This window comes from Cupriavidus sp. UYPR2.512 (assembly GCF_000379565.1).
Lineage (GTDB): Bacteria > Pseudomonadota > Gammaproteobacteria > Burkholderiales > Burkholderiaceae > Cupriavidus.
The window spans coordinates 74547-99676 of the sequence record NZ_KB902909.1 but is presented as its reverse complement, the minus strand read 5'-3'; the positions used below and the strand labels follow the sequence as shown (position 1 = coordinate 99676).

Here is a 25130-nt window from a genome sequence, read left to right as displayed (position 1 = left end):
GCCATTCGGCACCGCCTTGTTGCTCGCCTGTTGGCAGTAACCCTTCTCATTCCGATTCCTGTTCTTCATCCAGGCGTCCCTGGCGGGCAAAGGCTCCTGTCCCGCCACGGCGCCGCGCGGAGCTCACCCTATGACCAGTCCCATCCGCCTGACGCAGTACAGCCACGGCGCGGGCTGTGGCTGCAAGATTTCCCCGAAAGTGCTCGACGTGATCCTGGCCGGCAGCGGCGCGCAGCATCTCGACCCACGTTTGTGGGTCGGCAATGCCTCGCGCGACGATGCCGCGGTGTATGCGCTGGATCGCGCCGACGGGCAGCGCGGGGTGGTCTCCACCACCGACTTCTTCATGCCCATCGTCGACGATCCGTTCGAAGCCGCGTTCCTGGCCGAATGCCAGCGGCTCGGGCTGGCACTGGCTCCTATTGGCGAGATGGTGGCGCGTGCCGCGCTTGCCGTAGAGATTCAGTGATGCGCCCTGACACCGCCGACTTCCGCACCCTGTTCCTCAGCGGCGTGGCCATGCTGGACGTGCGCGCGCCACTGGAATTCGCGCGCGGGGCCTTCCCCGGCGCGGTCAACCTGCCGCTGATGGACGATGCCGAGCGCCACGAGGTGGGCCTGTGCTATGCGCAGAAGGGCCAGCAGGCGGCAATCGAGCTTGGCCACCAGCTGGTGTCGGGCCTGCGCAAGGCGGCGCGGATCGCAGCCTGGGCGGAGTTCGCGCGGGCGCATCCGGACGGCTACCTGTATTGCTTCCGCGGCGGACTGCGCTCGCAGCTGGTGCAGCAGTGGCTGCGAGCGGCCGGTGTCGACTATCCGCGCGTGACCGGCGGATACAAGGCGATGCGCGGCTTCCTGATTGAGACCATTGATGTGGCGACTACGCAGCAGCAGTGGTTCGTGCTTGGCGGCCTTACCGGCACCGGCAAGACCGATGTGCTGGCCGACGTGCCCGCCGCGATCGATCTCGAAGGCCATGCGCGGCACCGCGGCTCGGCGTTCGGCCGGCGCGCGCTGGCACAGCCGACGCAGATCGATTTCGAGAACGCGCTGGCCATCGATCTGCTGCGGCATATTGACGCAGGCAGCCGCGCGCTGGTGGTGGAGGACGAAGGCCGCTTCATCGGCAGCCGCAACGTGCCCAAAGTGCTCACACAGCGCATGCAGGCCAGCCCGCTGGTATGGCTGGAAGCGTCGTTCGACGAACGCGTCGAGCGCGTGCTGCGCGACTACGTGCAGGGGCTGGCGGCGGAGTTCATCGCGCGGACGGGCAGCGCGGAAGGCTTCGAAGCCTATGCCGCGCGCCTGCGCGAGGCAATGGCCGGCATTTCGCCGCGGCTGGGCGGCGAGCGCTACGGCAGGCTGTCAGCGTTGCTGGAACAGGCGCTGGCACGGCAGCTGGAGTGGGGCGAGGTGGAACTGCACCGTGGCTGGATCGAGGTGCTGCTGCGCGAGTACTACGACCCCATGTACGCATTCCAGAGCGAGCAGCGTGAGGCCCGCATCGTGTTCCGCGGCGACCGTGCCGCCGTCACCGACTGGCTGCGGGCGCACACAGTACGGCAAGCCTGAGCATCGTGCTCAGTGCCCGGCGCAGACCGGGCAATCCGGCGTGCGGGCCAGCCGCATCGTGGTCCATTCCATCGACAACGCATTGACCATCAGCAGCCGGCCCGCCAGGCTCTCGCCGACACCGGCGAGCAGCTTGAGCGCCTCGGCCGCCTGCACCGTGCCGACCATGCCGACCAGCGGCGCGAACACGCCCATGGTGGCGCAGGCCACTTCCGGCGCGGGTTCGGCCGGCGGGAACAGGCAGGCGTAGCAGGGCGCGTCGGGCTGGCGCCGGTCGAACACGCCGATCTGGCCATCGAAGCGCAGCGCCGCGCCTGACACCAGCGGCACCTTGTGGCGCACGCAGGCGGCGTTGACTGCCTGGCGCGTAGCGAAGTTGTCGCAGCAGTCGAGCACCACGCCGGCCGTGGCGACGAGCTGGTCAAGCTCTGCATCGCCCACGCGCGCGGGCACCGTCACGATCTCCAGTCCCGGGTTGATGCGCAGCATGCCTTCGCGCGCCGAATCCACCTTGGGCCGGCCCACGTTGGCGGTAGTGTGGATGATCTGGCGCTGCAGGTTGGTCAGGTCGACTTCATCGTTGTCGACCACCGTGATGCGGCCGACCCCGGCCGAGGCCAGGAAGGGCAGCGCGGCCGCGCCCAGGCCGCCGGCGCCGATTACCAGCGCATGGCCGGCCAGCAGGCGCCGCTGGCCCTCGATGCCAAGCTCGTCCAGCAGGATGTGGCGCGAATAGCGCAGCAGTTGTTCGTCGTTGAGGCCGTCATTCAGGCCGTCGTTCTGGTCGTCGTTCATGATGGCTGGCGCAGGGCTGGTGCGGCGCTTCGTGTTGCGGTGAGGGCGGCAGGGGGCAGGGCCGGGCAGGTCACGCCTGGCATTGTGCTCCAACTTGCTTTCCCATGCCGAGCGGGCGGGAATGAAAAAAGCGGCCCCGCAGGGCCGCTTCTGGTGTGGCGCCGGCCCCGGCTTCAGGGTGCCTTGCCGGTCGGCGTGCCCAGCGGCTCGCCGATCGGGGCGCTGGCCGGCGGCTGCTTGGCGGGGGCCGGTGCCGCCGGCTTGGCTGCCGGAGCGCTGGCGCCCTTGGCGCCGCTCTTGCCCGCAGGCTTCGCCGCCTTGCCGTTGTCGGCCGGCGGATTGGTTTCCAGCTTTGACTTGGAGCGCTTGACCGGCTGGCCGTTGAGCTGGGCGATGGCCTGCTGCAGCATGAAGTCGTCGGCCGAACCGAATTCCACCGGCTTCTTGCGGCGGTCCTTCTCGCGCTCTTCCGGTGACTTCTTTGCGTTATCTTCTTCCAGGCGGCGCAGCTCTTCCACGCGGCGCTGCTCGCGCTCGGTCATTTCCGGTTCTTCCGACTCCTGCTTGTTGTGCAGGTGGCGCTCGGTGTCGATCTCGCGCGTGATCAGCGCGTCGTCCGGATCGCCTTCGGGGTTCTGGTCGACCGGGATGTCCGGACGGATGCCCTTGGCCTGGATCGACTTGCCGCTCGGCGTGTAGTAGTACGCGATGGTCAGCTTGATGCCGGTGTCGTTGGTCAGCGGGCGCACGGTCTGCACCGAGCCCTTGCCGAAAGTGGTCTTGCCCATGATCTGCGCGCGGTGATGATCCTGCAGCGCGCCGGCCACGATCTCGGAGGCCGAGGCCGAGTAGGCGTTGGTCAGCACCACCATCGGGATCTTCTTGTAGATCGCGGGCAGGCCCTTGAGCGGATCATCTTCCAGCGACGACAGGCGGTAGTTGTTGTACGAGGCCTTGTACACGCGCTTGGCATCGGGCACCTGGCCGTTGGTGGACACCACCGTGGCGTCTTCCGGCAGGAAGGCCGCGGCCACGCCGACCGCGCCCTGCAGCACGCCGCCGCCGTTGTTGCGCAGGTCCAGCACCAGGCCCTTCATGTTGGGGTTCTTCTGCGCCAGCTCGGCCAGCTTGCGGGACAGGTCGGAGATGGTGCGTTCCTGGAAGCTGGTCAGGCGGAGCCAGCCGATATTGTTGTCCAGCATCTTGGCCTTGACCGACTGCACGCGGATCTCGGCGCGCGTGATCGAGACCGGGAAGGTGCGTTCCTCGCTCTTGCGGTAGATGGTCAGCGTGACCTTGGTGCCGGGCTCGCCGCGCATGCGCTTGACCGCCTGCTCCAGCGGCAGGCCGCGCACGGGCTTGTCGTCGATGCGGGTGATCAGGTCGCCCGGCTGGATGCCGGCGCGGAAGGCAGGGGTGTCCTCGATCGGGTTGATCACCTTGACCAGGCCTTCTTCCTGCGAGATCTCGATGCCCAGGCCGGCAAAGCGCCCGCGCGTGCCTTCCTGCAGTTCCTTGAAGTCTTTCTCGTCGAGGTAGGACGAATGCGGGTCGAGGCTGGCGACCATGCCCTTGATGGCTTCGGTCAGCAGCTTCTTGTCATCGACCGGCTCCACGTACTCGCGCTTGATCTGCCCGAAGATATCGGCCATCAGGCGCAACTGGTCCAGCGGCAAGGGCCCCGATGAATTCTGGGCGGTCGCCGAAATCTGCAGCGTGGCGAGCACGCCGGCGACGAGGCCGACAGAAACTAGGCTGATGTTCTTGAGCGTCTTGCGCATGAGGGCTGCCTGAACGTGTACTCGAAGTACTGGTGTACGGTAGGGAGATTATGCCGGCTGCGGCCGCCCGGCGCCGGGCGATTTGTCCGACAGTATAAGTGCGTGTGGTGAAAAGGGCCTGTCCCGTCCCTTCTCAGGGTGGGCGGCCGCACATCCGCGCGCGGCCGCCCCGGCCGGCTTCAGCGTGCCTTGCCCTGGCTGGCCACGGCCGCCAGCGAGGCGGCGATGGCGTCCTGGTCACCCAGGTAGTAGTGGCGCAGGGGGCGCAGGTCGGCGTCCAGCTCATAAACGAGCGGGGTGCCATTGGGGATATTGAGTCCGACGATATCGTCATCCGAGATCTGGTCCAGGTATTTCACCAGCGCGCGGATGCTGTTGCCATGGGCGGCAATGACCACGCGCTTGCCGGATTGGATGTCGGGGGCAATGGATTCGTTCCACAGCGGCATCACGCGGGCCACGGTGTCCTTCAGGCACTCGGTCAGCGGAATCTCGTTGCGCGGCACATTGGCGTAGCGCGGATCGTCGTACGAGGAACGCGGATCAGTGGGTTCCAGCGCGGGCGGCGGCGTGTCATAGCTGCGGCGCCACACCAGCACCTGCTCGTCGCCGAACTTGGCGGCGGTTTCTGCCTTGTTCAGGCCGGCCAGCGCGCCGTAGTGGCGCTCGTTCAGGCGCCATTCGTTGCGCACGGGGACCCACATCAGGTCCATTTCATCCTGCACGTGCCACAGCGTGCGGATGGCGCGCTTGAGCACCGAGGTATAGGCCACGTCAAAGCCCAGGCCGGCATCCTTGAGCAGCTTGCCGGCCTGGCGCGCCTGGTCGGCGCCGGTTTCAGTCAGGTCGACATCGACCCAGCCGGTAAAGCGGTTTTCAAGGTTCCACGTGGATTCGCCGTGGCGGATGAGGACAAGCTTATACATGCTGCTGCTTCCAGAGAGTAAGTAACCTGCATGCGTCCGCGCCGTCACCTGGAGGGGGCCGATGGGTTCCTTGTGGACATCCCATGTCTCAGACAGGCGACAATGGCGGATGGCCATGCGACGGCAGGGCCTGGACGCCAAACCGCGTATTTTATAATGCCGCCGACCCAACCTACCGGAATGCCAACGTGAATTTCTTCGCCGACTACAACAACCTCGCTCTGATCGCCCTTGCCGTGGTCTCGGGCGGCCTGCTGGCCTGGCCCGCGATCTCGCGCAGCACCGGCGGCAAGACCGTCAATACGGCCGCCGCGACCCAGCTGATCAACAAGCGCGGCGCGGTCGTGGTCGACATCCGCGAGCCCGCCGAGTATGCCAAGGGTCACCTGCCGCAAGCCAAGAGCGCGCCGCTGGCCGATTTGGCCTCGCGCGCGGCCGGCCTTGCAAAGGACAAGGCTGCCCCCATCATTGTCGTATGCCAGACCGGCCAGCGCTCGGGCAAGGCCCAGGCAGCGTTGAAGGAAGCCGGTTACAGTGAGATCTACGCGCTCGAGGGCGGCATCGCCGCCTGGCAGCAGGCAGGCCTGCCGCTGGTGAAGTAATCTCGGGCGGCGCCGCCGTATCCGTCACAGCGCGCGCCCCCGGCCAGGCCGGCGCGCGCGCATTGCATTCAAGGAGAACCCGCATGGCCCGTGTCGTCATGTACAGCACCGTGGTGTGCCCGTATTGCCTGATGGCTGAACGCCTGCTCAAGTCCAAGGGCGTGGAAATGATCGAGAAGATCCTGATCGACCGCGAACCCGGCAAGCGTGAAGAAATGATGGCCCGTACCGGTCGCCGCACCGTGCCGCAGATCTACATCGACGAGACCCACGTGGGCGGCTTCGACGACCTCTCGGCGCTGGACCGCCAGGGCGGCCTGGTGCCGCTGCTGGCCGCCTGAGCCGGTTGCGCCGGCGCTGGCCCGGAATCCTCTGATTCCGGGCCGGGCTGGTTCCGGCACACCCCAGGCGCGGGTGAATTCGCCACCCGCGTCATGTACCATATGCGTTTTCCAACCGGGCACCGGCCAGCCTTGCAAGGGCTGCAGCCGCCGCGCCCGATGCACATCCAGCCCATCCTCCCGGAAGCCTTTCATGAGCGACCAGCAAAACACCCAGCAGGACGATCAACCCTTCTTCAACATCCAGCGCGTCTACCTGAAGGACATGTCGCTGGAGCAGCCCAATTCGCCTGGCATCTTCCTGGAATCGGAAGCCCCGTCGGTGGAAGTGCAGGTCAACGTCGGCGCTTCGCAGCTGCAGGAAGGGATCTTCGAAGTGGTGGTGACGGGCACCGTGACGACCAAGGTACAGGACAAGGTTGCCTTCCTGGTGGAAGCGCACCAGGCCGGCATCTTCGACATCCGCAACGTGCCGGTGGAGCAGCTGGACCCGCTGCTGGGCATCGCCTGCCCGACCATCCTGTACCCGTACCTGCGCGGCAATATCGCTGACGTGATCACCCGCGCCGGCTTCCAGGCCATCCACCTGTCGGAAATCAACTTCCAGGCGCTGTATGAGCAACGCCTGCAGGCCGCCATGGAAGAAGGCCAGGGTGCCGAAGGCGGCAACAGCGGCATCGTGATGCCCGACGGCAGCCAGGCCCGCCACTGATCCGGGCGTCCGGACCATGCACGGAAACGGGGCTGCGGCCCCGTTTTGCCTTTGGGCTACCATCGATTGCGTCCATCCTCGGATCGAGCTGCCATGAAACTGACTTTCCTCGGTGCCGGTGCCTGGGGCACCGCCCTCGCCAGCCATGCCGCGGCCACCAATGACGTGGTGCTGTGGGGGCGCGACACCGCACAACTCGCGGCCATAGCGGCCACGCGTGAGAACGCCGCCTACCTGCCCGGCGTGACGCTGTCCGGGCGGCTCGCGGTGCAGGCGGATTTCGAGCAGGCCGTGGCGCATGCCGCCGACGATCCCGACGGCATCGTGGTGGTGGCAACGCCGGTGGCGGGCTTGCGCGAGATGACGCGCCGGCTGGCCGCGCGCGGCGCCAGGCCGGTGTCGATGCTGTGGTTGTGCAAGGGCTTCGAGTCCGGCACCCACCTGCTGCCGCATCAGATGGTGCGCGCCGAACTCGATGCCGCCGGGCGCACCGGGGGCTTTGCCTACGGCGTGCTGACCGGCCCCAGCTTCGCGCGCGAGGTGGCGCTGGGGCTGCCGTGCGCGCTGACCGTGGCGGGCAACGAGCCGTCGCTGGCAGAGCGCGCGCAGGCGGCCTTCCACCACCATGCGATGCGCATCTACGGCAGCGACGACCTGACCGGCGTGGAAGTCGGCGGTGCGGTCAAGAACGTGCTGGCCATCGCCACCGGCGCCAGCGACGGGCTGGGCCTGGGCCTGAACGCGCGCGCCGCGCTGGTGACGCGCGGGCTGGCCGAGATGACGCGTCTGGGGTTGGCGCTGGGCGGCCGGGTCGAGACCTTCATGGGCCTGGCCGGCGTGGGCGACCTGATCCTGACCGCCACCGGCGACCTGTCGCGCAACCGCAAGGTCGGCCAGCAGCTGGCGGCGGGGCAGAGCCTGGAGCAGATCCTGGCCGGGCTGGGCCACGTCGCCGAAGGCGTGCGCTGCGCCCAGGCGGTGGCCGAGCTGGCCGCCACGCACGGCGTCGAAATGCCGATCGCCCGCGCGGTCTGCGCGGTACTGTTCGACGGGCTGAGCGCCGCCGATGCCGTGGCGCAGCTGCTGCAGCGCGACGCGCGCGACGAATAACAACCATACCCACCTTCTGATCCTCTGCACCGCATGCCCACACGACGACAAGCGCTGATCGCGCTGGCTGCTGCCTGCGCCGCCGTCACTGCCGGCAGCGTCTTCGCCCAACCCTGGCCCGCGCGGCCGATCCGCATGGTGGTGCCGTTCCCGCCGGGCTCGTCGCCCGACCTGATCGCGCGCATCGTGACCGAAAAGCTGGCCGCCGCGCTGGGCCAGCCGGTGCTGGTGGAAAACCGTCCCGGCGCCGGCGGCAATATCGGCACCGGCATGGTGGCGCGCGCCGCCCCCGATGGCTATACGCTGCTGTTCACCATCAACGGCCCGCTGGTGACCGCGCCGACGCTGTCGCGCAATCTGAACTACGACCCGTTCCGGCAACTGGCGCCGGTCACGCTGGTGGCGACCTCGCCCAACGTGCTGGTGGTGGATGCACGCCTGCCGGTGCACAACCTGCGCGAGTTCGTTGCGCTGGCACGGTCCAGGCCGGCTGAGTTGAACTATGGCTCGCCCGGCAACGGCAGCGCCTCGCACCTGGCGATGGAGCAACTGAAGGCGATGGCGGGCATCGATCTGCAGCACGTGCCGTACCCCGGCTTCCCGCAGATCACCACGGCGATGGTGGGCGGGCAGGTGCAGGCGGGCTTCATGGTGCCGGCGATCGCGATGCCGCAGGTCAACGCGGGCAAGCTGCGCGTGCTGGCCGTGACCACGACGGGGCGCACGGCGGTGTTGCCGTCGGTGCCGACGGTGGCGGAATCCGGCTACCCGGGCTTCGAGGCGATTTCCTGGCAGGCGGTGCTGGCGCCGGCGGGCACGCCGCAGGCTGTGATCGACCGGCTCTACCGCGAGCTGGTAGCGATCATCGGCAGCGCCGATGTGCGCGACAAGATGCGCGCGCAATATTTCGTGCCGGCCGGCACCGCGCCTGCCTCGCTGCGGCAGACCATGGTGAGCGAGAAGGCACGCTGGGACAAAGTGATCCGCGCCGCCGGCGTGCAGCCCGAGTAGGCGCTCGCCGGTCGGCTCAGCTGCCGCCTTCGAACCCGTTCTGGCGCCACGCCTCGAACACCACCACGGCGACCGTGTTCGACAGGTTCAGGCTGCGGTTGTCGGGCCGCATCGGCAGACGGATGCGCTGCGCGGGCGGGAACCAGTCGCGCCGCTCCGGGGATAGCCCGCGCGTTTCGGAGCCGAACACGAACCAGTCCCCGGGCCGGAACGCCACCTGGCCGAACGGCGTCGAGCCGCGCGTGGTCAGCGCGAACATGCGCGCCGGGTCGGGCTGCTCGCTGGCCATCAGCGCGTCCCAGCTTTCATGCACGCGCATGGTGGCGTACTCGTGGTAATCCAGTCCCGCGCGGCGCATGCGCGCATCTTCCAGCGGAAAACCCAGGGGCTTGACCAGGTGCAGCTGCGCGCCGGTGTTGGCGCACAGGCGGATCACATTGCCGGTATTGGGCGGGATTTCCGGTTCGACCAGGACGACGTTGAACATGATGCGGGAGGATGGCGGGCGCGCGGCGCCCTTCGTCAGAAGGTGCGCAGCTTACCGCGCGCACCCGCCACTGTCATCCGGCTGCTACGGCGTGCGCAGCGCGACGATCACGCTGACGCAGGCTGCGCCATGCGCCTTGAGCACGCTGGCGGCCTCGTGCAGGGTGGCGCCGGAGGTCATCACATCGTCCACCAGCGCCACGTGCAGGCCGTCCAGCCGCGCGGCGCGCGTCAGCCTGAAGGCGCCGCGCAGGTTCACCTGCCGGGCGGCCAGGTCCAGCGCACGCTGGCTGCCGGTGTCGCGCTGGCGCTGTAGCAGCACCGGGTCGGCGCGCAGGCCCAGGTGGCGCGCCAGCGGCCGCGCGATTTCCCAGGCCTGGTTGAAGCCGCGCGCGGCCAGCCGCTGCGGTGACAGGGGGACTGGGGCGATCAGGTCGGGCGGCGCCTGCCGGGCGCCGGCCCAGGCCCCCGGCAGCCCCGCGGCCAGCCGGGCCGCGAGCCAGCCCGCCAGTGGCAGCGCGTGGCCGAACTTGAGCGCCAGCACCAGCTGGTCCTGGGGCGACGCGTAGTCGCCCAGCGTGTGGGCGTGATCGAAGGCCGGGGGCGATGCCGCGCAGGCCGGGCAGTGGAAGTGGCGCCCCAGCGCCAGCGCGCAGGCGGGGCAGCGCCGCACCGCGGGCAGCAGGTCGGCGGCGCAGTCTGTGCAGACCACCTGCCGCTGCACCGCCCCGCACAGCGCGCAGGCACTTGGCAGCAGCAGCTCGCGGGCGCCGGCCAGCACCTTGCCGGCGGCGCCGGCAGCCAGCGCGGCGCGCGCGTATACTTGCCGTCCGGCCGCACCCCATCGGGCGCGGCGGCCGTGTTCATCCGGCGCCCGGGCTTGATCCTGTATCTGTCCTCGCGCCGGTTCCTGGTTCTCTTGCTGCCCTGTCTGCCCGTGTCCCTGCATGCCGCTGATTCCCCCGATGCCTTCCTGCCGCCCGCGCGCCTGACCCGGCTCGCCTTCGACCGGCGCAGCCGCGGCTTCGGCCAGCTGGACTTCTTGCTGGGCGAGATCGGCCGCCGCATGCAGGAGCGCATGGAAGTGATCCGCCTGGCGCCGCAGCGCGCGCTGGATATCGGCTGCGGCCACGGCCAGGGCCTGGCCGGGCTGCGCGCGCGCTTTCCGGATGCGCAGATCGCTGGCCTGGATATCTCCGGTGCGATGCTGGCCGAGGCCGGCCAGCGCGACCCGCAGCGCCGGCCCGGCTGGATCGGCCGCATGCTGGGCAAGCGGCCGCTCTTTGACCTGGTCCAGGGCGATCTTGCCACACTGCCCTTTGCGCCCGCGAGCTTCGACCTGCTGTGGTCCAACCTGGCGCTGCACTGGCATCCGGAGCCGCACCGCGTGTTCCCCGAGTGGCACCGCGTGGCGCGCGACGAAGGGCTGGTGCTGTTCTCGCTGTTCGGTCCGGACACCCTGAAAGAGCTGCGCGCGGCCTTTGCCGAAGTCGACCATGCACACCATACGTTGCGCTTTGTCGACATGCACGATATCGGCGACATGCTGGTGCACAGCGGCTGGTCCACCCCGGTGATGGACATGGAGACGCTGACCGTGACCTACGAGTCCCCCGCCACGCTGCTGCGCGAGGTGCAGGCCTTCGGCGGCCTGCGCGGACCGGCCGGGGCGCTGCCGCAGGGCCTGCGCGGCCGCGGCTGGTACCAGGCGCTGGCGCAGGCCCTGGAGCGGCGGCGCAACGCCGATGGTGTGATCCCGCTGACCTTCGAGATCGTCTACGGCCACGCCTGGAAGCTGGCCCCGCGTGGCGGCCAGGCGGTCGACGCCCAGGGCCGCGCGGTGGTGCCGCTGGACCAGATCGGCCGTGCAAGGCCGCGTCGGACAAGTTAAAACAGAGTTAACTTGCGCCGGTGCGGGATTGCCGCAAACATAGCGTCGGCGCGGCGGGCAGGGCGATGGCGGGGCTCTTCCCTATGCACAGATTCAAGCGGCGCGCAAGCCGTCCGGTCAAGGCGCGCCCTTGTCCGTGTATGGGAAGCGCCCTATAATGCGCCAGTTTGTCGCAGTGGTCCCCTGGCACAAGAACGTCCTGGTTTTGCACTTGCACTGTGCGGCCCGGACGCCATCGTCCCGGGTGTGCATCCGATGCAGAGTGGTTGGCGATGCAAGACTTGGGTATCGCATTCCAGACGGCAGGTGGTGACTCCGGCGGAAATCTCGACGGACCTCTCCCCGCGCCCCACGACTGGCTGATGAAGCGGAATTGCTCGCTGAGTCCACGCCAGGTCGGCTGGTTTTACCTCTCGATCCTCACGGTTTCGCTTGCCATCGCGTTGTTTTTTGCGTGGCAAGGGTCCTGGCTCGTGCTGCCGTTCGCGAGCATCGAGCTGATGGGGCTGGGCATCGCACTGCTGGTGTATGCGCGCCATGCGACAGACTATGAGCGCGTCAGCATCACCGACGGCACGCTGGTCGTGGAGACAGCCAGCGCCGGACGGGTGACGCGCCAGGAATTCAATCCGCGCTGGGTGCGGATCGAACTGGGTGAATCGTTCCGCGCGCTGGTGACGCTGCGCTCGGGCGGGCGTGAGGTACAGGTGGGGTGTCACGTGGACCCGTACCGGCGACGCAAGTTCGCGCAGGAGCTCGCAGCGGCCTTGCGCCGCCTCTGAGAGGCGGCGGGAGCGGCGGCGGGGACAGATTTGAATCTGTAAATTGGGTAGATAACAAATGAAAATGTGGAAGAAGGCATCCGCAGTTTGTCTGGCCGGCGCGTCCCTGCTTGCCAGCCAGGCGGCGTCCGCGGTCAGCGACATGCCCGGCGGCCCCGCCGTGCGCCAGCTCAACCTGACCGAGCCGGTTACCAAGATCGCCGAACAGATTCACTGGCTGAACTGGATGATGCTGATCATGTGCACCGTGATCTTCATCGCGGTATTCAGCGTGATGTTCTATTCCGTCTTCAAGCACCGCAAGTCCAAGGGTGCCAAGCCTGCTGCCTTCCATGAGAGCATCACGGTCGAAGTGATCTGGACCATCGTCCCGTTCATCATCGTGATTGCGATGGCCCTGCCGGCGACCAAGACCGTTGTGGCGATGAAGGACACCACCAACTCCGACATCACCATCAAGGCCACCGGCTACCAGTGGAAGTGGGGCTATGACTACCTGAAGGGCGAAGGCGAAGGCATTTCCTTCGTGTCGACCCTGACCACCCCGCGCGAGCAGATCAACAACGAGCAGCCCAAGTCGAACACCTACCTGATGGAGGTGGACAACGAGCTGGTCGTGCCGGTCAACAAGAAGATCCGCGTCGTCACCACTGCCAACGACGTGATCCACGCCTGGATGATCCCGGCCTTCGGCGTCAAGCAGGATGCGATCCCCGGCTTTGTGCGCGACGCCTGGTTCAAGGCCGAGAAGATCGGCGTGTACCGTGGCCAGTGCGCCGAGCTGTGCGGCAAGGAACACGCCTTCATGCCGATCGTGGTGCGCGTGGTGTCCGACGCCGACTACACCAAGTGGGTCGACGGCAAGAAAAAGGAACTGGCGGCCAAGGCCGACGACCCCAACAAGACCCGGACCCTGGACGAGTCGAAGGTGCGCGGCGAGAAGATCTACGCCGCCAACTGCGCGGTCTGCCACCAGCCCAACGGCAAGGGCGGCGGTGCCTTCCCGGCACTGGACGGCTCCAAAGTCGTGAACGGCCCGAAGGCCGGCCAGATGCACATCCTGCTGGAAGGCAAGGGCGGCATGCCGTCGTGGAAGCAGCTCTCGGACACCGAGCTGGCCGCGGTCATGACCTATACGCGCAACGCCTGGAGCAACAAGACGGGTGAAGTGATCCAGCCGGGCGACTTCGTGGGTGCCCGCGCGGGCAAGTTCCCCGAAGGCGGCGGCGCGGCCGGCGGCGAAGCGCCGAAGGCCGAAGCCAAGCCGGCCGACAAGGCTGACAAGCAGGCCAGCCTCGCGGGCAACCGCGTCGCGGGCTGACCCGCTGAAGACAGAACAGGATTAGAGGAGCATTTGCGATGAGTACTGCTACCCCGGACGCGCTCGCCCATCCGCACGATCACGCGCATGACGACCACGCGCACGACCACCCGCATGGCTGGCGCCGCTGGCTGTTCGCCACCAACCACAAGGACATCGGTACGCTGTACCTGCTGTTCTCGTTCATCATGCTGCTGTCGGGCGGCGTGCTGGCACTGCTGATCCGCCTGGAGCTGTTCGAGCCGGGCCTGCAGTTCTTCCGCCCCGAACTGTTCAACCAGTTCACCACCATGCACGGCCTGGTGATGGTGTTCGGCGCGATCATGCCGGCCTTCGTCGGCTTCGCCAACTGGATGATCCCGCTGCAGATCGGCGCCTCCGACATGGCGTTCGCGCGCATGAACAACTTCAGCTTCTGGCTGTTGCCGCCAGCCGCGCTGCTGCTGGCCGGCTCGTTCCTGGTCCCGGGCGGCGCCACCGCCGCCGGCTGGACCCTGTACGCGCCGCTGTCGGTGCAGATGGGCCCGGGCATGGACATGGCCATCTTCGCGATGCACATCATGGGTGCGTCGTCGATCATGGGCTCGATCAACATCATCGTGACCATCCTCAACATGCGCGCCCCTGGCATGACGCTGATGAAGATGCCGATGTTCTGCTGGACCTGGCTGATCACCGCCTACCTGCTGATCGCCGTGATGCCCGTGCTGGCCGGCGCCATCACCATGGTGCTGACCGACCGCCACTTCGGCACGAGCTTCTTCTCGGCCGCCGGTGGTGGTGATCCGGTGATGTACCAGCATATCTTCTGGTTCTTCGGCCACCCCGAGGTGTACATCATGATCCTGCCGGCGTTCGGGATCGTCTCGCAGGTGGTGCCGGCGTTTGCCCGCAAGCGCCTGTTCGGCTACAGCTCGATGGTGTATGCCACCGCCTCGATCGCCATCCTGTCGTTCATCGTGTGGGCCCACCACATGTTCACGACCGGCATGCCGGTGACCGGCCAGCTGTTCTTCATGTACGCGACCATGCTGATCGCGGTGCCCACGGCCGTGAAGATCTTCAACTGGATCGCCACCATGTGGCGCGGCTCGATGACCTTCGAGACCCCGATGCTGTTCTCGATCGGCTTCATCTTCGTGTTCACCATCGGCGGCTTCACCGGCCTGATGCCGGCCGTGGCCCCGATCGACATCCAGCTGCAGGACACCTACTTCATCGTGGCGCACTTCCACTATGTGCTGGTGGCCGGCTCGTTGTTCGCGCTGTTCGCGGGCTTCTACTACTGGGGTCCGAAGTGGAGCGGTTTCATGTACAACGAAACCCGCGGCCAGATCCACTTCTGGGGCTCGATCATCTTCTTCAACGTCACCTTCTTCCCGATGCACTTCCTGGGCCTGGCCGGCATGCCGCGACGCTACGCCGACTACCCGACCCAGTTCGCGGACTTCAACGCGATCGCGTCGATCGGCGCGCTGGGCTTCGGCCTGATGCAGGTGTACTTCTTCTTCTTCGTGGTGCTGCCGTCGTACCGCGGTGGCGAGAAGGCCGCCGACAAGCCCTGGGATGGCGCCGAGGGCCTGGAGTGGACCGTGCCGTCGCCGGCACCGTTCCACACCTTTGAAGTTCCCCCGCAGGTCCGCTAAGGCGCGGCCAGCGTAATCAGGCAGCGGGAGGCGGCAGCGTCCGCCTCCCGCGCCGGCAGGTAACAGAAGCAGCTATGCAGTCTCCAGACAAAAGCCCGTCACGCCCGGACCAGAAGGCCGCCAACCGGCGCCTTGGCCTGATCCTGCTGTCGATCGTGGTGGTTTTCTTTCTGGGGTTCTTCGCCAAGATGATGTTTCTTGGCTGAGGCGGCAGGGTAGCGAGATGAGCATCGACCAGCAGGCTGGCAGGGAAGCGGAGAAGCGATTCAACCGCGGCATGATGCTGCGCCTGGTCGTGATCGTGGCCGTGATGTTCGGCTTCGGCTATGCACTGGTGCCGCTGTACAAGAAGATCTGCGAGATCACCGGCATCAACGTGATCACCACGCGCGAGCTGCACGGCGCGGCGAAGAACACGCAGGTCGACAAGAGCCGCACCATCACGGTGGAGTTCGACTCCAACGCGCGAGGGCCCTTCGCCTTCCGGCCGGTGAAGAACAGCATGGAAGTGCATCCGGGCGAGATGGCAACGATCGTCTATGAGGTGGCCAACGGGCAGCCGCGCGATATCTCGGCGCAGGCCATCCCGAGCTACGCGCCCAAGCAGGCGACCCAGTATTTCATGAAGCTGGAGTGCTTCTGCTTCAAGCAGCAGACGCTCAAGGCGAAAGAGGCGCGCGAGATGCCGGTGGTGTTCGTGATCGATCCCGCGCTGCCCAAGGATGTGAAGAATATTACGCTGTCGTACACCTTCTTCGAGGTGGGTGCGCCGGTGGCGCAGGCGCCTGAGGGCCAGCTGGCGCCGCAGCCGGCACTGGCCGGCAAGGGCATCTGAGGCGGCCGCGGTGCATGCAGGGGCTGAGGAGGACGGGCGATGGATGAGATGAAGGACGCGGTCAAGCGCAAGATGTCATTCGGGCAGACCATGCGCGCGGTGCTGTGGTCGTTCATCGGCCTGCGCAAGGGCGCTGAGCACGAGCGCGACATGGCCCGGCTGAACCCGGTGCATGTGGTGATTGCCGGAGTGATCGCGGCGGCCATCTTCATCGCGGTGCTGGTGGTCATCGTACGCACCGTGGTGGGACAGGCGGCGGGATAGCAGGGCAGGAAGGGTAGACAACAAAAGCAGTCGCAGAACAAAGCAACCGCGGCGGCGGGGCTGGCCCAGAGGAGGGGGCGGCCCGCAGTGCCAAAGCGCGGATCACGAATACTGAATCAAAGACTCTGAGCTGGAGATAAAAGAATGAGTGCGAATCGCGCAAACGCTCCGTACTACTTCGTACCGGGCCCGTCGCGCCACCCAGTCACGGCAAGCTTCGGCCTGCTGTTGACGGGCGCGGGCGCCGCCGGTTGGGTAAACGGGCAGCCCTGGGCGCCGTACATGTGCGGCTTCGGCCTGCTGTGGTTCCTGTTTGTGCTCAAGAGCTGGTTTGGCGACGCCATCAGCGAGTCCGAAGGCGGCATGTACGGCAAGAACATCGACCTGTCGTACCGCTGGTCGATGGGCTGGTTCATCTTCTCCGAAGTAATGTTCTTCGCGGCCTTCTTCGGCGCGCTGTTCTACGCCCGCACCATCGCCATGCCGTGGCTGGGCGACCTGAACAACAAGATCCTGTGGCCCGACTTTGCCGCCGTGTGGCCCAACACCGGCCCGGCCGGCGTGGTGGACAGCTTCCAGACCATGGGTCCGTGGCCAATCCCGACCATCAACACCGCGCTGCTGCTGATGTCCGGCCTGACGCTGACCTGGGCGCACCACGCGCTGCTGGCCGGCAAGCGCAGCCAGCTGATCCAGGGCCTGGTGCTGACCATCCTGCTGGGCGCCATCTTCATGTGCTTCCAGGCGTACGAGTACATGCACGCCTACTCGGAACTGAACCTGAAGCTGAGCTCGGGCATCTACGGCTCGACCTTCTTCCTGCTGACCGGCTTCCATGGCTTCCACGTGACCATGGGCGCGATCATGCTGACCGTGGTGCTGGTCCGCGTGCTGAAGGGCCACTTCACGCCGGACCACCACTTTGCATTCGAAGGCGCTGCCTGGTACTGGCACTTTGTTGACGTGGTGTGGCTGTTCCTCTACGTCGTGGTGTACTGGCTGTAAATCCGGCTGCCGTACCCGCCGGCGCGCCCTTCGGGGGCGCCGGCGCCAACGCAAAAGAGAAACGCCGCAGGAGGTTGTCCAGCCTGCGGCGTTTGTCTTTTGCGAGCCTGCTGCCCGCGTCCTGGCGTTCAGGGCGCCATGCGGATGCCCGTGCTGTGGATCCAGCCCATCCAGTTCGAGAACAGGATGAACAGGAACAGCGCCACCGAGAAACCGACGCGCAGCATCAGCGAGCGCATCATGTTGGGCGTTGTGCCGCGGTCGCGCATCATGAAGTACAGGGCGGAGGCCAGGCTGGCGATGATCAGGATGAAGGCAACGATGATGACAAAGCGCATGGCGGGGCAGGTCGGGGCAAAGAGCGGTGGAGAAACCCATTATCGCACCGGCCCGCGTTGTGGTCCCGCCTGCCGATGACAGTGCGCCGCTTTTTCAGCCCGCTGCCGCTGGCCGCCGCACTGGTGGTGATCGCCGTGACCTGCGCGCTGGGCAACTGGCAGCTCAACCGCGCGCACGACAAAGAGGCGCGCGCGGCGCGGCTGCAGGCGCTGTCGGCGCAGCCGCCGGTGGTGCTGGGCACGGCCCCGCTGCCGCAAGCCGTGACCGACCGCACGGTCCACGTGACCGGGCGCTTTGACACGGCCCGCACCGTATTGCTGGATAATCGCCCCCACGGCAATGGCAGCAGCCCCGGGGATAGCCGCGCCGGCTTCCTGGTGCTGACGCCGCTACGGATTTCAGCCACCTCGCCGGCGCCCGCAGGTAGTGCCGGCGCCACGCGGGCGGTGCTGGTGCTGCGCGGCTGGCTGCCGCGCGATGCCCGGGACCGCACCCGGATTGCGCCGTTCCCCACGCCCGAGGGCGAGGTCACGATCGAAGGCACGGCACTGGCGGCCGTGCCGCGTGTCTTTAGCCTGGGCCAGGACGCCGCCGGCAGCAAGATCCGCCAGAACCTGGACATCGCTGCCTATGCCGCCGAAACCGGCCTGGCGCTGCACCCGCTGGTGCTGGAGCAGCGCAGCGATACCGGCGATGGCCTGGCGCGCGACTGGGCCCCGGCCGACCTGGGCGCGGACCGGCACTACGGCTATGCCTTCCAGTGGTTCGGGCTGGCCGCGCTGACGGTGGTGCTGGTGGTTGTGCTGGGCTGGCGCCGCGCGCGCCGGGTGGCGGCACCGTAACTCGAATGAACCGGGCGCATGCGCTCGCTGAAGACAAAGGACAGACGTAATCCATGGCACAGCAAGACTCCGCCCCGGCCGCCGCGGCCTCGCCGCCGGATACCCGTATCGATGCGCGCACGCGCCGCGGCCGCCTGCAGATGCTGATGCTGTTGCTGGTGTGCGCGTCGCCGGTGATTGCCTCTTACTTCACCTACTACGTCATCAAGCCGCGCGGCGGCGCCACCAACTATGGCGCGCTGGTCGACCCGCAGCGGCCGATGCCGCCGGTGCGCGTCACCGACGAGCAGGGCCGGGCCGTGCCGCTGGAGCAGTTCCGCGGCAAGTGGCTGCTGGTGAGCGCCGATCCGTCCGCCTGCGACGAGGCCTGCGCGAAGAAGCTCTTCACCATCCGCCAGATCCGTGCCGGCCAGGGCCAGGACCGCGAACGCATCGTGCCGGTGTGGCTGGTGACCGACGACGGCAACATCGACGAGCGCCTGACCGCCGCCTATAACGAGCCCTACGCCGGTGTGCGCTTCCTGCGCATCGACCGCCAGGCCGCGCAGCAGTGGCTGCCGGCCGAACCCGGCAAGCGCGCCGAGGACACCCTGTTCCTGGTCGACCCGCTGGGCAACCTGATGATGCGTTTCCCGCAGGACCCGGACCCCAAGAAGATGAGCGGCGACCTGAAGAAGCTGCTCAAGGTCTCACGCATCGGCTAAAGGGGACGGCATGCTGCTGCAACTGGCCATCATCGGCATCCTGGTCGCGCTGTTCCCGCTGTCCTACGTGCTGGTGAAAGGGGACCGCAACAAGTACCGCAAGCTCGCCTGGATCACGGCGTTCCTGACGCTGGACCTGATCATGTTCGGCAGCTTCACGCGCCTGACCGACTCCGGCCTGGGCTGCCCGGACTGGCCCGGCTGCTACGGGCACTCCAACCCGCACGCCGCGATGGAGCCGATCCGCGCGGCCGAGACCGCGCTGCCCAGTGGCCCGGTAACGCTGGCCAAGGCGTGGATCGAGATGATCCACCGTTACTTCGCCATGGCGGTCGGGGTGCTGATCATCACGCTGATGGTGCTGGCGTGGGTCAAGCGGCGCGAGTTGAAGCAGTCGCCGTGGTTCGCCACCGGGGTGCTGCTGCTGGTGTGCGTGCAGGGGGCGTTCGGCGCCTTCACCGTGACCCTGAAGCTGCAGCCCGTCATCGTGGTCACGCACCTGATGCTGGGCATGGCCCTGCTGGCCGTGCTGATCCAGCTGGGCTCGCGCAACGATCCGCCGCACCCGGTCGCGGCGCAGGCCGCGCGGCTGCGCTGGCCGGTGCGCATCGGCCTGCTGCTGCTGGTGATCCAGATCTTCCTGGGGGGTTGGGTCAGCACCAACTACGCGGTGCTGGCCTGTACCGACTTCCCGCTGTGCAACGGCCAGCTGGTGCCCGAGATGGATTTCCGCCACGGCTTCACGCTGTGGCGCCAGCTGGGCATGACCGCCGACGGCGATTACATCCCGCATGCGGCGCTGGTGGCGATCCATTGGGTGCACCGCGGCTTTGCCTTGGTCGTGCTCGGCTACCTGGCCTGGCTCGGCCTGCGCGCGCGCCGGCTTGAAGGGCTCGCGCGCGCGGCCGGCTGGCTGCTGGCCGCGCTGGTGCTGCAACTGGCCACCGGGATGTCCAATATCGTGTTCGACTGGCCGCTGGTGGCGGCGGTTGCGCACAATGGCGGCGCTGCGCTGCTCCTGCTGCTGCTGGTCCGCCTCCACTACAATACAGGGCTCGCAGGGCTCACGATGCGGGCCGCCGGCGCCCCCGCTGCCGTGCCGAACGCCGCCCGCGCCACATGAAAGACAAGATCCCTTCCGTGGTTACCGCTACCCACCCCCATTCGCTGGGCAAGTTGAGCCGGATACGGCACCTTGCCCGACAATATGCCGCCCTGACCAAGCCGCGCGTGACGCAGCTGGCCGTGTTCTGCGCCATCATCGGCATGTTCCTGGCTACGCCCGGCATGGTGCCGTGGCGCGTGCTGATCGGCGGCGCCGCCGGCATCTGGCTGCTGGCCGGTGCGGCCTTTGCCATCAATTGCCTGGTCGAGCAGAAGATCGACGCGCTGATGCGCCGCACCGCGTGGCGCCCGTCGGCCACCGGCGAGATCACCACGCCGCAGACCCTGGTGTTCTCCGCCATCCTGGGCGGCGCCGGCATGTGGCTGCTGCATGTCTACGCCAATGACCTGACGATGTGGCTGACCTTTGCCACCTTCCTCGGCTACGCGGTGGTCTACACCATCCTGCTCAAGCCAGCCACGCCGCAGAACATCGTGATCGGCGGGCTGTCCGGGGCGATGCCGCCGGCGCTGGGCTGGGCCGCGGTGGCGGGCGAGGTGCCGGCCGAAGCCTGGTTCCTGGTGCTGATCATCTTCACCTGGACCCCGCCGCACTTCTGGGCCCTGGCGCTCTACCGCCGCGCCGACTACGCCAAGTCCGGCCTGCCGATGCTGCCGGTCACGCACGGCGAGCGCTATACGCTGCTGCATATCCTGCTGTACACGCTGATCATGATCGCCGCGACGCTGCTGCCCTTTGTCTACGGCATGAGCGGCTATATCTACCTGGCGGCCGCGCTGGCGCTGGGCGCGGGTTTCCTTGCCTACGCCTGGAAGATGTACCGCAACTATTCAGACGAGCTGGCGCAGCGCACCTTCCGCTTTTCGATCCTGTACCTGTCGCTGCTGTTCGCCGCGCTGCTGGTCGATCACTATTTCAAGTTCGTGCCGCAGGTCTGACCGGTGGCCCACCGGCTGCGGCATCTTGTCGCGGCCGGCGCAGCGTGGCGGTACGATCGGCGATACTGCGTGATGTCGCCGCCCTCCGGTGCCGCTGTTTCCTCCCACCCCTGACCGGTTTCCGCCGCATGTCCCGCCTAAGCCCCGCCTCCGGCCTGTTCGCCGCCTTCCGCCGCTTTTCCCTGCTGGCCGCGCTTGCGCTGGCCGTGGCTGCCTGCGGGCAGCAGAAGGCCTCGTTCCGCAATGTCGACATCACCGGCGCGGCGGACTTCGGCAAGGACTTCTCGCTGGCCGACCATCACGGCAAGGTGCGCACCATTGCCGACTTCAAAGGCAAGGCGGTGGTGATGTTCTTCGGCTACACCCACTGCCCGGACGTGTGCCCGACAACGATGGCCGAACTGAAGGCGGTGATGGAGAAACTGGGCCCGGACGCCGACCGCGTGCAGGTGCTGTTCGTCACGGTCGACCCGGAACGCGACACGCAGGCGCTGCTGGCCCAGTACGTGCCGGCCTTCGATGCGCGCTTCCTGGGGCTGCGCCCGGCCGACGAAGCCGCACTGCAGAAGGTGACCAAGGACTTCAAGGTGTTCTACGCCAAGGTGCCGGGCAGCTCCCCGGGCAACTACACGGTGGACCACTCCGCGGGCAGCTATGTGTTCGACCCGGAGGGCAAGCTGCGGCTGTTCATCCGTCACGGCCAGGGTCCGGATCCGATCGCGCACGACCTGAAACAGCTGCTGTCGTGATGTGAAAGCGAGGGGAGGGGTGCGGCATAACGTCGCACCCGGCCTCTCGCGGGCAACAAAAAGGCCGGTCCAGTGGACCGGCCTTTTGCATGGCTGGACGCGCGGATCAGGCGAACGCCTGCAGCGCCCCCTTCATCTTCTTCATGGCCGCGGCTTCAATCTGGCGGATGCGCTCGGCCGAGACGCCGAACTCGTCAGCCAGCTCATGCAGCGTGGCGCCGCCCGAGCCGTCGTCCTCGACGTGCAGCCAGCGCGCCTCGATGATGCGGCGGCTGCGTTCGTCCAGCTTGGCCAGCGCTTCTTCCAGGCCTTCGACCTGCATGCGGTCGTGGCGCTTGGCCTCCAGCACGCGGGTGGGCTCGTTGTGGTTGTCCGCCAGGTAGGCGATGGGGGCGAATTCCTCTTCGCCGTCGTCGATCTGGCCTTCCAGCGCCAGGTCGCCGCCCGACAGGCGGGTTTCCATCTCCATCACTTCTTCGGGCTTGACGTTCAGCTCGCGCGCCACGGCCTCGATCTGCTCCGGCGTGAACGTGTGCGCGCCCTGCTTGTGGCTGCGCAGGTTGAAGAACAGCTTGCGCTGGGCCTTGGTGGTGGCCACCTTGACCATGCGCCAGTTCTTCAGCACGTATTCGTGGATCTCGGCCTTGATCCAGTGCATCGCGTACGACACCAGGCGCACGCCTTGTTCGGGGTCGAAGCGCTTCACGGCCTTCATCAGGCCGATATTGCCTTCCTGGATCAGGTCGGCGTGCGGCAGGCCGTAGCCCAGGTACTGGCGGGCGATCGACACCACCAGGCGCAGGTGGGACATCACCATCTGGCGGGCCGCATCAACGGAATCGTGGTCGCGGAGCTCGCGCGCCAGGCGCTGCTCTTCCTCCGCGGTCAGCAGCGGAATCCGGTGGACAGCCTGGATATAGCTGTCGAGGTTGCCAACGGTGGCCGGGAAGGTCAGCGCAAAGCTGCCCGTGCTCCGGGGTGCCGTTGGCAGACGGTTATTCAGGGTTTGGTCGGCAGACAAGACTGCGTTCACTCAATGGCTCCTTTCGCATCCGGCGGTTCGGTTGCCGGGGTGCCGCGCCGTTTGGGGCGGTGGCACTGCAACACATATTAGCACTCAGGCCGGGTGAGTGCTAATTGGAGCCCCGATGGCCGTGATAGTTCCTCTCGATTGCTCTCGCAGATAGCATAGCTACTTACCACCTTGAGCGGCGGGAAAGATACCCACGGTTCGGCGCACTGGATATTAGAGCGGTGCGGGGCATTGGGGTTCTGTCCGCTGCTGCAATGATTTGTTGCATCAGCGGCTACACTCGACCAAGCTGCGGCGCGCTGGCATGCTTGCGAGCCTCTCTCATTCCACCGGAGGAGTTATGTCTGCTATCGAACACTTGCTCAAGCCGCATGTGCGCGACCTTGGCGATTTTACCGTGCGCCGGTTGTTGCCCGCCGCCGCGACCCAGACCGTCGGGCCGTTCATCTTCTTCGACCATATGGGGCCGGTGCAGCTGCCGCCGGGTGGCGGCGCTGATGTGCGTCCGCACCCACATATCGGGCTGGCCACCGTCACCTACCTGTTCGAAGGCGAGATCATCCACCGCGACAGCCTGGGCAGCGACCAGGCGATCCGCCCGGGCGACGTCAACTGGATGACCGCCGGGCGTGGCATCGTGCACTCGGAACGCTCGCCCGAGCATGTGCGCCCCGCCGGTGCCCGCCTGCATGGCATCCAGACCTGGGTGGCACTGCCGCAGGAGCATGAGGGTGCCGAGCCGTCGTTCTTCCATCATCCCGCCGCCACGCTGCCGCGGATCGAGCGGCCGGGCGTGCGCATGGTGGTGATTGCGGGCGATGCCTTTGGCCAGATCTCTCCGGTCAAGGTCTTCAGCCGCACCCTGTATGTGGCGATCGAGCTGGATGCGGGCGCGAGCGTGGAGATCCCGGCCGATCATGCCGAGCGTGGCATCTATCCGGTGGATGGCGCGGTGGCGCTCGACGGCGAGCCGCTGCCGGCCGAGCACATGGTGGTGCTCACGCCGGGCCAGCCCGCGACGCTGACGGCCACGGCGCCGTCGCGCGTGATGCTGCTGGGCGGCGACCCGACCGACGGGCACCGCTTTATCTACTGGAATTTCGTTGCCAGCAGCAAGGTGGCGATCGAAGCCGCCGCCCAGCGCTGGGAGGACGATCAGTTCCCGCACGTGCCGGGCGAGACCGAGCGCATCCCGCTGCCCCCGCGCAAGGCCTGACAGCGGTCCCGGGGCTGCTCAGACCGGACTGGCCCAGATCACGCGGGTGCCTTGCCGCAGGCATTCGCGGATGGCCTCGACCTGGATCGCAAGCGGTGCCGGCACCGGCACCGCGCCGTCCAGCACGCGCCGGATCCAGGCCACGGTCTGGCCGGCGTCGCTGCCGGGCGGCAGTTCAGGTACTTCGGCCAGCGAACCCACGGCCGGATCGACCAGCGTCTGCTGGTGGCCTTCATGCAGCCAGTCGATGCGGCTGGTGCGGCGCGCATCGGCCACCACTTCGCCCTCGGTGCCGCGTGCCAGCAGCACGTTGGCGGGCTCATGCGAGAAGTAGTCGGTCAGCGTCTCGCGGTATTCAGGGTGGGTGTAGCTGTACAGCCGCAACCCTTCAGCGGGCGAATGCTCGCCCACTGGCTGCAGCATCTTGGCCACCGTATGCGCCGAATTGCGCAGGCCGATCACGGTGCGCCGCTCCAGCAGCTGCGACAGCCCGGGCGACAGCACATCCACGGGCAGCACCGCCAGCGGCCCGAGGCCGCTGCCCTCGCGCAGCCGTGCCGAGGCCTCGTCGGTAGTCGCGCACAAGGGCACGCCCAGCGCCTCGAACAGCGTCATGCTGGTCACGCGGCCATTGAACAGCCGCGTGCCGTGCACCAGCACGGGAACATCTTCGCGCGCCAGCAGCAGCGCCAGCAGCGGCACCAGGTTGGGTTGCTTGCGCGCGCCGTTGTAGCTGGGGATTACCACCACCTGCCGGTCAGGCGGCGCCGGCAGTGGCTGGCAGTGCGCATGGGCGGCTTCCAGCATGCCTGCCAGTTCGTGCGGGGCCTCGCCCTTGATGCGATAGGCCATCAGGATGGCGCCAAGCTCCAGGTCGGAGACGCGCCCGGCCAGCATGGCGCCGAACAAGGCCTGCGCGTCTTCGCGGGGCAGCGCCCGCGCGCCGTTGACGCCGCGGCCAATCTCCTTGATATAGCGGGCAGCAGGGAAGGACGTGGCTGGCGTGGTCATGGCGGCGTGGGGGTAGTCTGTTCTGGGTTCATGATAGCGGAGCCAGGCCGCCGCGCCCACCGCCGCCGGTCACCGCCCATTGCCTCCTGAGG

At 67.4% G+C, this 25130-nt stretch carries 28 protein-coding genes and 1 pseudogene; 21 read left to right on the top strand and 8 right to left on the bottom strand.

Annotated elements, in window-relative coordinates:
* Positions 1 to 130 precede the first annotated feature (130 nt).
* Positions 131 to 374 (top strand): annotated as a pseudogene (locus A3A5_RS0110500) (hypothetical protein); the annotation flags it as partial.
* Between the two features lie 94 nt (positions 375 to 468).
* On the top strand, positions 469 to 1572 hold the full coding sequence (gene mnmH, locus A3A5_RS0110495) for a tRNA 2-selenouridine(34) synthase MnmH (protein WP_020508585.1): 1104 nt from the start codon (positions 469 to 471) through the stop codon (positions 1570 to 1572).
* Positions 1573 to 1581: 9 nt separating this feature from the next.
* Here mnmH and A3A5_RS0110490 read toward each other — a convergent pair whose 3' ends face one another.
* From A3A5_RS0110490 to gpmA, 3 genes are all read right to left on the bottom strand, one after another.
* Positions 1582 to 2367, bottom strand: a complete 786-nt coding sequence (locus A3A5_RS0110490) for a molybdopterin-synthase adenylyltransferase MoeB (RefSeq protein WP_018310535.1) — start codon at positions 2365 to 2367, stop codon at positions 1582 to 1584.
* Positions 2368 to 2540: 173 nt separating this feature from the next.
* Positions 2541 to 4148, bottom strand: coding sequence for a S41 family peptidase (locus A3A5_RS0110485; protein WP_018310534.1), 1608 nt, complete (start codon positions 4146 to 4148; stop codon positions 2541 to 2543).
* Positions 4149 to 4327: 179 nt separating this feature from the next.
* Complete coding sequence (gene gpmA / locus A3A5_RS0110480; RefSeq protein WP_018310533.1) at positions 4328 to 5074, bottom strand: 2,3-diphosphoglycerate-dependent phosphoglycerate mutase; 747 nt, start codon at positions 5072 to 5074, stop codon at positions 4328 to 4330.
* Positions 5075 to 5262: 188 nt separating this feature from the next.
* On the opposite strand from gpmA, the gene A3A5_RS0110475 reads away from it, so the two are divergent.
* From A3A5_RS0110475 to A3A5_RS0110455, 5 genes are all read left to right on the top strand, one after another.
* Complete coding sequence (locus tag A3A5_RS0110475; RefSeq protein ID WP_018310532.1) at positions 5263 to 5676, top strand: rhodanese-like domain-containing protein; 414 nt, start codon at positions 5263 to 5265, stop codon at positions 5674 to 5676.
* A gap of 83 nt (positions 5677 to 5759) precedes the next feature.
* Positions 5760 to 6017, top strand: coding sequence for a glutaredoxin 3 (gene grxC, locus A3A5_RS0110470; protein ID WP_013955430.1), 258 nt, complete (start codon positions 5760 to 5762; stop codon positions 6015 to 6017).
* 193 nt (positions 6018 to 6210) lie between these two features.
* Complete coding sequence (secB, locus tag A3A5_RS0110465; protein ID WP_018310531.1) at positions 6211 to 6729, top strand: protein-export chaperone SecB; 519 nt, start codon at positions 6211 to 6213, stop codon at positions 6727 to 6729.
* Positions 6730 to 6822: 93 nt separating this feature from the next.
* Positions 6823 to 7839, top strand: a complete 1017-nt coding sequence (locus A3A5_RS0110460) for an NAD(P)H-dependent glycerol-3-phosphate dehydrogenase (protein ID WP_018310530.1) — start codon at positions 6823 to 6825, stop codon at positions 7837 to 7839.
* A gap of 33 nt (positions 7840 to 7872) precedes the next feature.
* A complete protein-coding gene (locus A3A5_RS0110455) occupies positions 7873 to 8850 on the top strand; it encodes a tripartite tricarboxylate transporter substrate binding protein (protein WP_018310529.1) in 978 nt (325 codons plus the stop codon).
* 16 nt (positions 8851 to 8866) lie between these two features.
* Here the strand turns inward: A3A5_RS0110455 and trmL are convergent, their stop codons facing one another.
* Together trmL and A3A5_RS0110445 are read right to left on the bottom strand one after the other, a co-directional pair.
* Positions 8867 to 9337, bottom strand: coding sequence for a tRNA (uridine(34)/cytosine(34)/5-carboxymethylaminomethyluridine(34)-2'-O)-methyltransferase TrmL (gene trmL, locus A3A5_RS0110450; RefSeq protein WP_018310528.1), 471 nt, complete (start codon positions 9335 to 9337; stop codon positions 8867 to 8869).
* Between the two features lie 84 nt (positions 9338 to 9421).
* Positions 9422 to 10285, bottom strand: a complete 864-nt coding sequence (locus tag A3A5_RS0110445; RefSeq protein ID WP_198293125.1) for a ComF family protein — start codon at positions 10283 to 10285, stop codon at positions 9422 to 9424.
* Between A3A5_RS0110445 and A3A5_RS0110440 the strand changes: the two genes are divergently transcribed.
* The 8 genes from A3A5_RS0110440 (at position 10274) to A3A5_RS0110405 (ending at position 17080) form a co-directional block, all read left to right on the top strand.
* Positions 10274 to 11227 (top strand): methyltransferase domain-containing protein, encoded by a 954-nt coding sequence (locus A3A5_RS0110440; RefSeq protein WP_198293124.1) that lies wholly within the window; start codon positions 10274 to 10276, stop codon positions 11225 to 11227. The two genes, A3A5_RS0110445 and A3A5_RS0110440, sit on opposite strands and share 12 nt — an antisense overlap.
* Positions 11228 to 11499: 272 nt before the next feature.
* Positions 11500 to 12009, top strand: coding sequence for a DUF2244 domain-containing protein (locus A3A5_RS0110435; RefSeq protein WP_026200649.1), 510 nt, complete (start codon positions 11500 to 11502; stop codon positions 12007 to 12009).
* A gap of 58 nt (positions 12010 to 12067) precedes the next feature.
* A complete protein-coding gene (coxB, locus tag A3A5_RS0110430) occupies positions 12068 to 13330 on the top strand; it encodes a cytochrome c oxidase subunit II (RefSeq protein ID WP_026200648.1) in 1263 nt (420 codons plus the stop codon).
* A gap of 38 nt (positions 13331 to 13368) precedes the next feature.
* Positions 13369 to 14976: a cytochrome c oxidase subunit I gene (ctaD, locus tag A3A5_RS0110425; RefSeq protein ID WP_018310523.1), complete on the top strand. Its 1608-nt coding sequence runs from the start codon at positions 13369 to 13371 to the stop codon at positions 14974 to 14976.
* Between the two features lie 74 nt (positions 14977 to 15050).
* Positions 15051 to 15182: a cytochrome oxidase small assembly protein gene (locus tag A3A5_RS44620; protein ID WP_010814819.1), complete on the top strand. Its 132-nt coding sequence runs from the start codon at positions 15051 to 15053 to the stop codon at positions 15180 to 15182.
* Positions 15183 to 15199: 17 nt separating this feature from the next.
* Positions 15200 to 15811: a cytochrome c oxidase assembly protein gene (locus A3A5_RS0110415; RefSeq protein ID WP_018310522.1), complete on the top strand. Its 612-nt coding sequence runs from the start codon at positions 15200 to 15202 to the stop codon at positions 15809 to 15811.
* A gap of 39 nt (positions 15812 to 15850) precedes the next feature.
* Positions 15851 to 16075 (top strand): DUF2970 domain-containing protein, encoded by a 225-nt coding sequence (locus tag A3A5_RS0110410; RefSeq protein WP_018310521.1) that lies wholly within the window; start codon positions 15851 to 15853, stop codon positions 16073 to 16075.
* A gap of 144 nt (positions 16076 to 16219) precedes the next feature.
* A complete protein-coding gene (locus A3A5_RS0110405; RefSeq protein WP_018310520.1) occupies positions 16220 to 17080 on the top strand; it encodes a cytochrome c oxidase subunit 3 in 861 nt (286 codons plus the stop codon).
* 128 nt (positions 17081 to 17208) lie between these two features.
* On the opposite strand, the gene A3A5_RS0110400 is transcribed toward A3A5_RS0110405, so the two are convergent.
* Complete coding sequence (locus A3A5_RS0110400; RefSeq protein ID WP_018310519.1) at positions 17209 to 17418, bottom strand: twin transmembrane helix small protein; 210 nt, start codon at positions 17416 to 17418, stop codon at positions 17209 to 17211.
* A gap of 75 nt (positions 17419 to 17493) precedes the next feature.
* Here A3A5_RS0110400 and A3A5_RS0110395 point away from each other — a divergent pair, with 75 nt between their 5' ends.
* The 5 genes from A3A5_RS0110395 to A3A5_RS0110375 all read left to right on the top strand — a co-directional run bounded on the left by A3A5_RS0110395 (position 17494) and on the right by A3A5_RS0110375 (position 21778).
* The gene (locus tag A3A5_RS0110395; RefSeq protein WP_026200647.1) at positions 17494 to 18261 is read left to right on the top strand and encodes an SURF1 family protein; all 768 of its coding nucleotides are present in this window, start codon (positions 17494 to 17496) and stop codon (positions 18259 to 18261) included.
* Positions 18262 to 18314: 53 nt separating this feature from the next.
* Positions 18315 to 18965 carry a cytochrome c oxidase subunit I gene (locus tag A3A5_RS0110390; protein WP_018310517.1) on the top strand — a complete coding sequence of 217 codons (651 nt, stop codon included), beginning with the start codon at positions 18315 to 18317 and terminating at the stop codon, positions 18963 to 18965.
* Between the two features lie 10 nt (positions 18966 to 18975).
* The gene (locus A3A5_RS0110385; RefSeq protein WP_018310516.1) at positions 18976 to 20088 is read left to right on the top strand and encodes a heme A synthase; all 1113 of its coding nucleotides are present in this window, start codon (positions 18976 to 18978) and stop codon (positions 20086 to 20088) included.
* Complete coding sequence (cyoE, locus tag A3A5_RS0110380) at positions 20085 to 21029, top strand: heme o synthase (RefSeq protein ID WP_018310515.1); 945 nt, start codon at positions 20085 to 20087, stop codon at positions 21027 to 21029. The genes A3A5_RS0110385 and cyoE overlap by 4 nt, the downstream gene beginning before the upstream one ends.
* A gap of 128 nt (positions 21030 to 21157) precedes the next feature.
* A complete protein-coding gene (locus tag A3A5_RS0110375) occupies positions 21158 to 21778 on the top strand; it encodes an SCO family protein (RefSeq protein WP_018310514.1) in 621 nt (206 codons plus the stop codon).
* 106 nt (positions 21779 to 21884) lie between these two features.
* Here the strand turns inward: A3A5_RS0110375 and rpoH are convergent, their stop codons facing one another.
* Positions 21885 to 22811 carry an RNA polymerase sigma factor RpoH gene (gene rpoH, locus A3A5_RS0110370; RefSeq protein ID WP_026200646.1) on the bottom strand — a complete coding sequence of 309 codons (927 nt, stop codon included), beginning with the start codon at positions 22809 to 22811 and terminating at the stop codon, positions 21885 to 21887.
* 340 nt (positions 22812 to 23151) lie between these two features.
* On the opposite strand from rpoH, the gene A3A5_RS0110365 reads away from it, so the two are divergent.
* Positions 23152 to 24027 (top strand): pirin family protein, encoded by an 876-nt coding sequence (locus A3A5_RS0110365; protein ID WP_018310512.1) that lies wholly within the window; start codon positions 23152 to 23154, stop codon positions 24025 to 24027.
* Positions 24028 to 24045: 18 nt separating this feature from the next.
* Here A3A5_RS0110365 and ybiB read toward each other — a convergent pair whose 3' ends face one another.
* Complete coding sequence (gene ybiB / locus A3A5_RS0110360) at positions 24046 to 25038, bottom strand: DNA-binding protein YbiB (RefSeq protein WP_018310511.1); 993 nt, start codon at positions 25036 to 25038, stop codon at positions 24046 to 24048.
* Between the last annotated feature and the right edge of the window lie 92 nt (positions 25039 to 25130).

Excerpts from the sequence above, each read along its gene's own strand:
- mnmH (WP_020508585.1), top strand. The coding sequence starts at position 469 with ATGCGCCCTGACACCGCCGACTTCCGCACCCTGTTCCTCAGCGGCGTG.
- A3A5_RS0110490 (WP_018310535.1), bottom strand. The coding sequence starts at position 2,367 with ATGAACGACGACCAGAACGACGGCCTGAATGACGGCCTCAACGACGAA.
- A3A5_RS0110485 (WP_018310534.1), bottom strand. The coding sequence starts at position 4,148 with ATGCGCAAGACGCTCAAGAACATCAGCCTAGTTTCTGTCGGCCTCGTC.
- gpmA (WP_018310533.1), bottom strand. The coding sequence starts at position 5,074 with ATGTATAAGCTTGTCCTCATCCGCCACGGCGAATCCACGTGGAACCTT.
- grxC (WP_013955430.1), top strand. The coding sequence starts at position 5,760 with ATGGCCCGTGTCGTCATGTACAGCACCGTGGTGTGCCCGTATTGCCTG.
- secB (WP_018310531.1), top strand. The coding sequence starts at position 6,211 with ATGAGCGACCAGCAAAACACCCAGCAGGACGATCAACCCTTCTTCAAC.
- A3A5_RS0110460 (WP_018310530.1), top strand. The coding sequence starts at position 6,823 with ATGAAACTGACTTTCCTCGGTGCCGGTGCCTGGGGCACCGCCCTCGCC.
- A3A5_RS0110455 (WP_018310529.1), top strand. The coding sequence starts at position 7,873 with ATGCCCACACGACGACAAGCGCTGATCGCGCTGGCTGCTGCCTGCGCC.
- trmL (WP_018310528.1), bottom strand. The coding sequence starts at position 9,337 with ATGTTCAACGTCGTCCTGGTCGAACCGGAAATCCCGCCCAATACCGGC.
- A3A5_RS0110445 (WP_198293125.1), bottom strand. The coding sequence starts at position 10,285 with ATGCAGGGACACGGGCAGACAGGGCAGCAAGAGAACCAGGAACCGGCG.
- A3A5_RS0110435 (WP_026200649.1), top strand. The coding sequence starts at position 11,500 with ATGCAAGACTTGGGTATCGCATTCCAGACGGCAGGTGGTGACTCCGGC.
- coxB (WP_026200648.1), top strand. The coding sequence starts at position 12,068 with ATGAAAATGTGGAAGAAGGCATCCGCAGTTTGTCTGGCCGGCGCGTCC.
- ctaD (WP_018310523.1), top strand. The coding sequence starts at position 13,369 with ATGAGTACTGCTACCCCGGACGCGCTCGCCCATCCGCACGATCACGCG.
- A3A5_RS44620 (WP_010814819.1), top strand. The coding sequence starts at position 15,051 with ATGCAGTCTCCAGACAAAAGCCCGTCACGCCCGGACCAGAAGGCCGCC.
- A3A5_RS0110415 (WP_018310522.1), top strand. The coding sequence starts at position 15,200 with ATGAGCATCGACCAGCAGGCTGGCAGGGAAGCGGAGAAGCGATTCAAC.
- A3A5_RS0110410 (WP_018310521.1), top strand. The coding sequence starts at position 15,851 with ATGGATGAGATGAAGGACGCGGTCAAGCGCAAGATGTCATTCGGGCAG.
- A3A5_RS0110405 (WP_018310520.1), top strand. The coding sequence starts at position 16,220 with ATGAGTGCGAATCGCGCAAACGCTCCGTACTACTTCGTACCGGGCCCG.
- A3A5_RS0110400 (WP_018310519.1), bottom strand. The coding sequence starts at position 17,418 with ATGCGCTTTGTCATCATCGTTGCCTTCATCCTGATCATCGCCAGCCTG.
- A3A5_RS0110395 (WP_026200647.1), top strand. The coding sequence starts at position 17,494 with ATGACAGTGCGCCGCTTTTTCAGCCCGCTGCCGCTGGCCGCCGCACTG.
- A3A5_RS0110390 (WP_018310517.1), top strand. The coding sequence starts at position 18,315 with ATGGCACAGCAAGACTCCGCCCCGGCCGCCGCGGCCTCGCCGCCGGAT.
- A3A5_RS0110385 (WP_018310516.1), top strand. The coding sequence starts at position 18,976 with ATGCTGCTGCAACTGGCCATCATCGGCATCCTGGTCGCGCTGTTCCCG.
- cyoE (WP_018310515.1), top strand. The coding sequence starts at position 20,085 with ATGAAAGACAAGATCCCTTCCGTGGTTACCGCTACCCACCCCCATTCG.
- A3A5_RS0110375 (WP_018310514.1), top strand. The coding sequence starts at position 21,158 with ATGTCCCGCCTAAGCCCCGCCTCCGGCCTGTTCGCCGCCTTCCGCCGC.
- A3A5_RS0110365 (WP_018310512.1), top strand. The coding sequence starts at position 23,152 with ATGTCTGCTATCGAACACTTGCTCAAGCCGCATGTGCGCGACCTTGGC.
- ybiB (WP_018310511.1), bottom strand. The coding sequence starts at position 25,038 with ATGACCACGCCAGCCACGTCCTTCCCTGCTGCCCGCTATATCAAGGAG.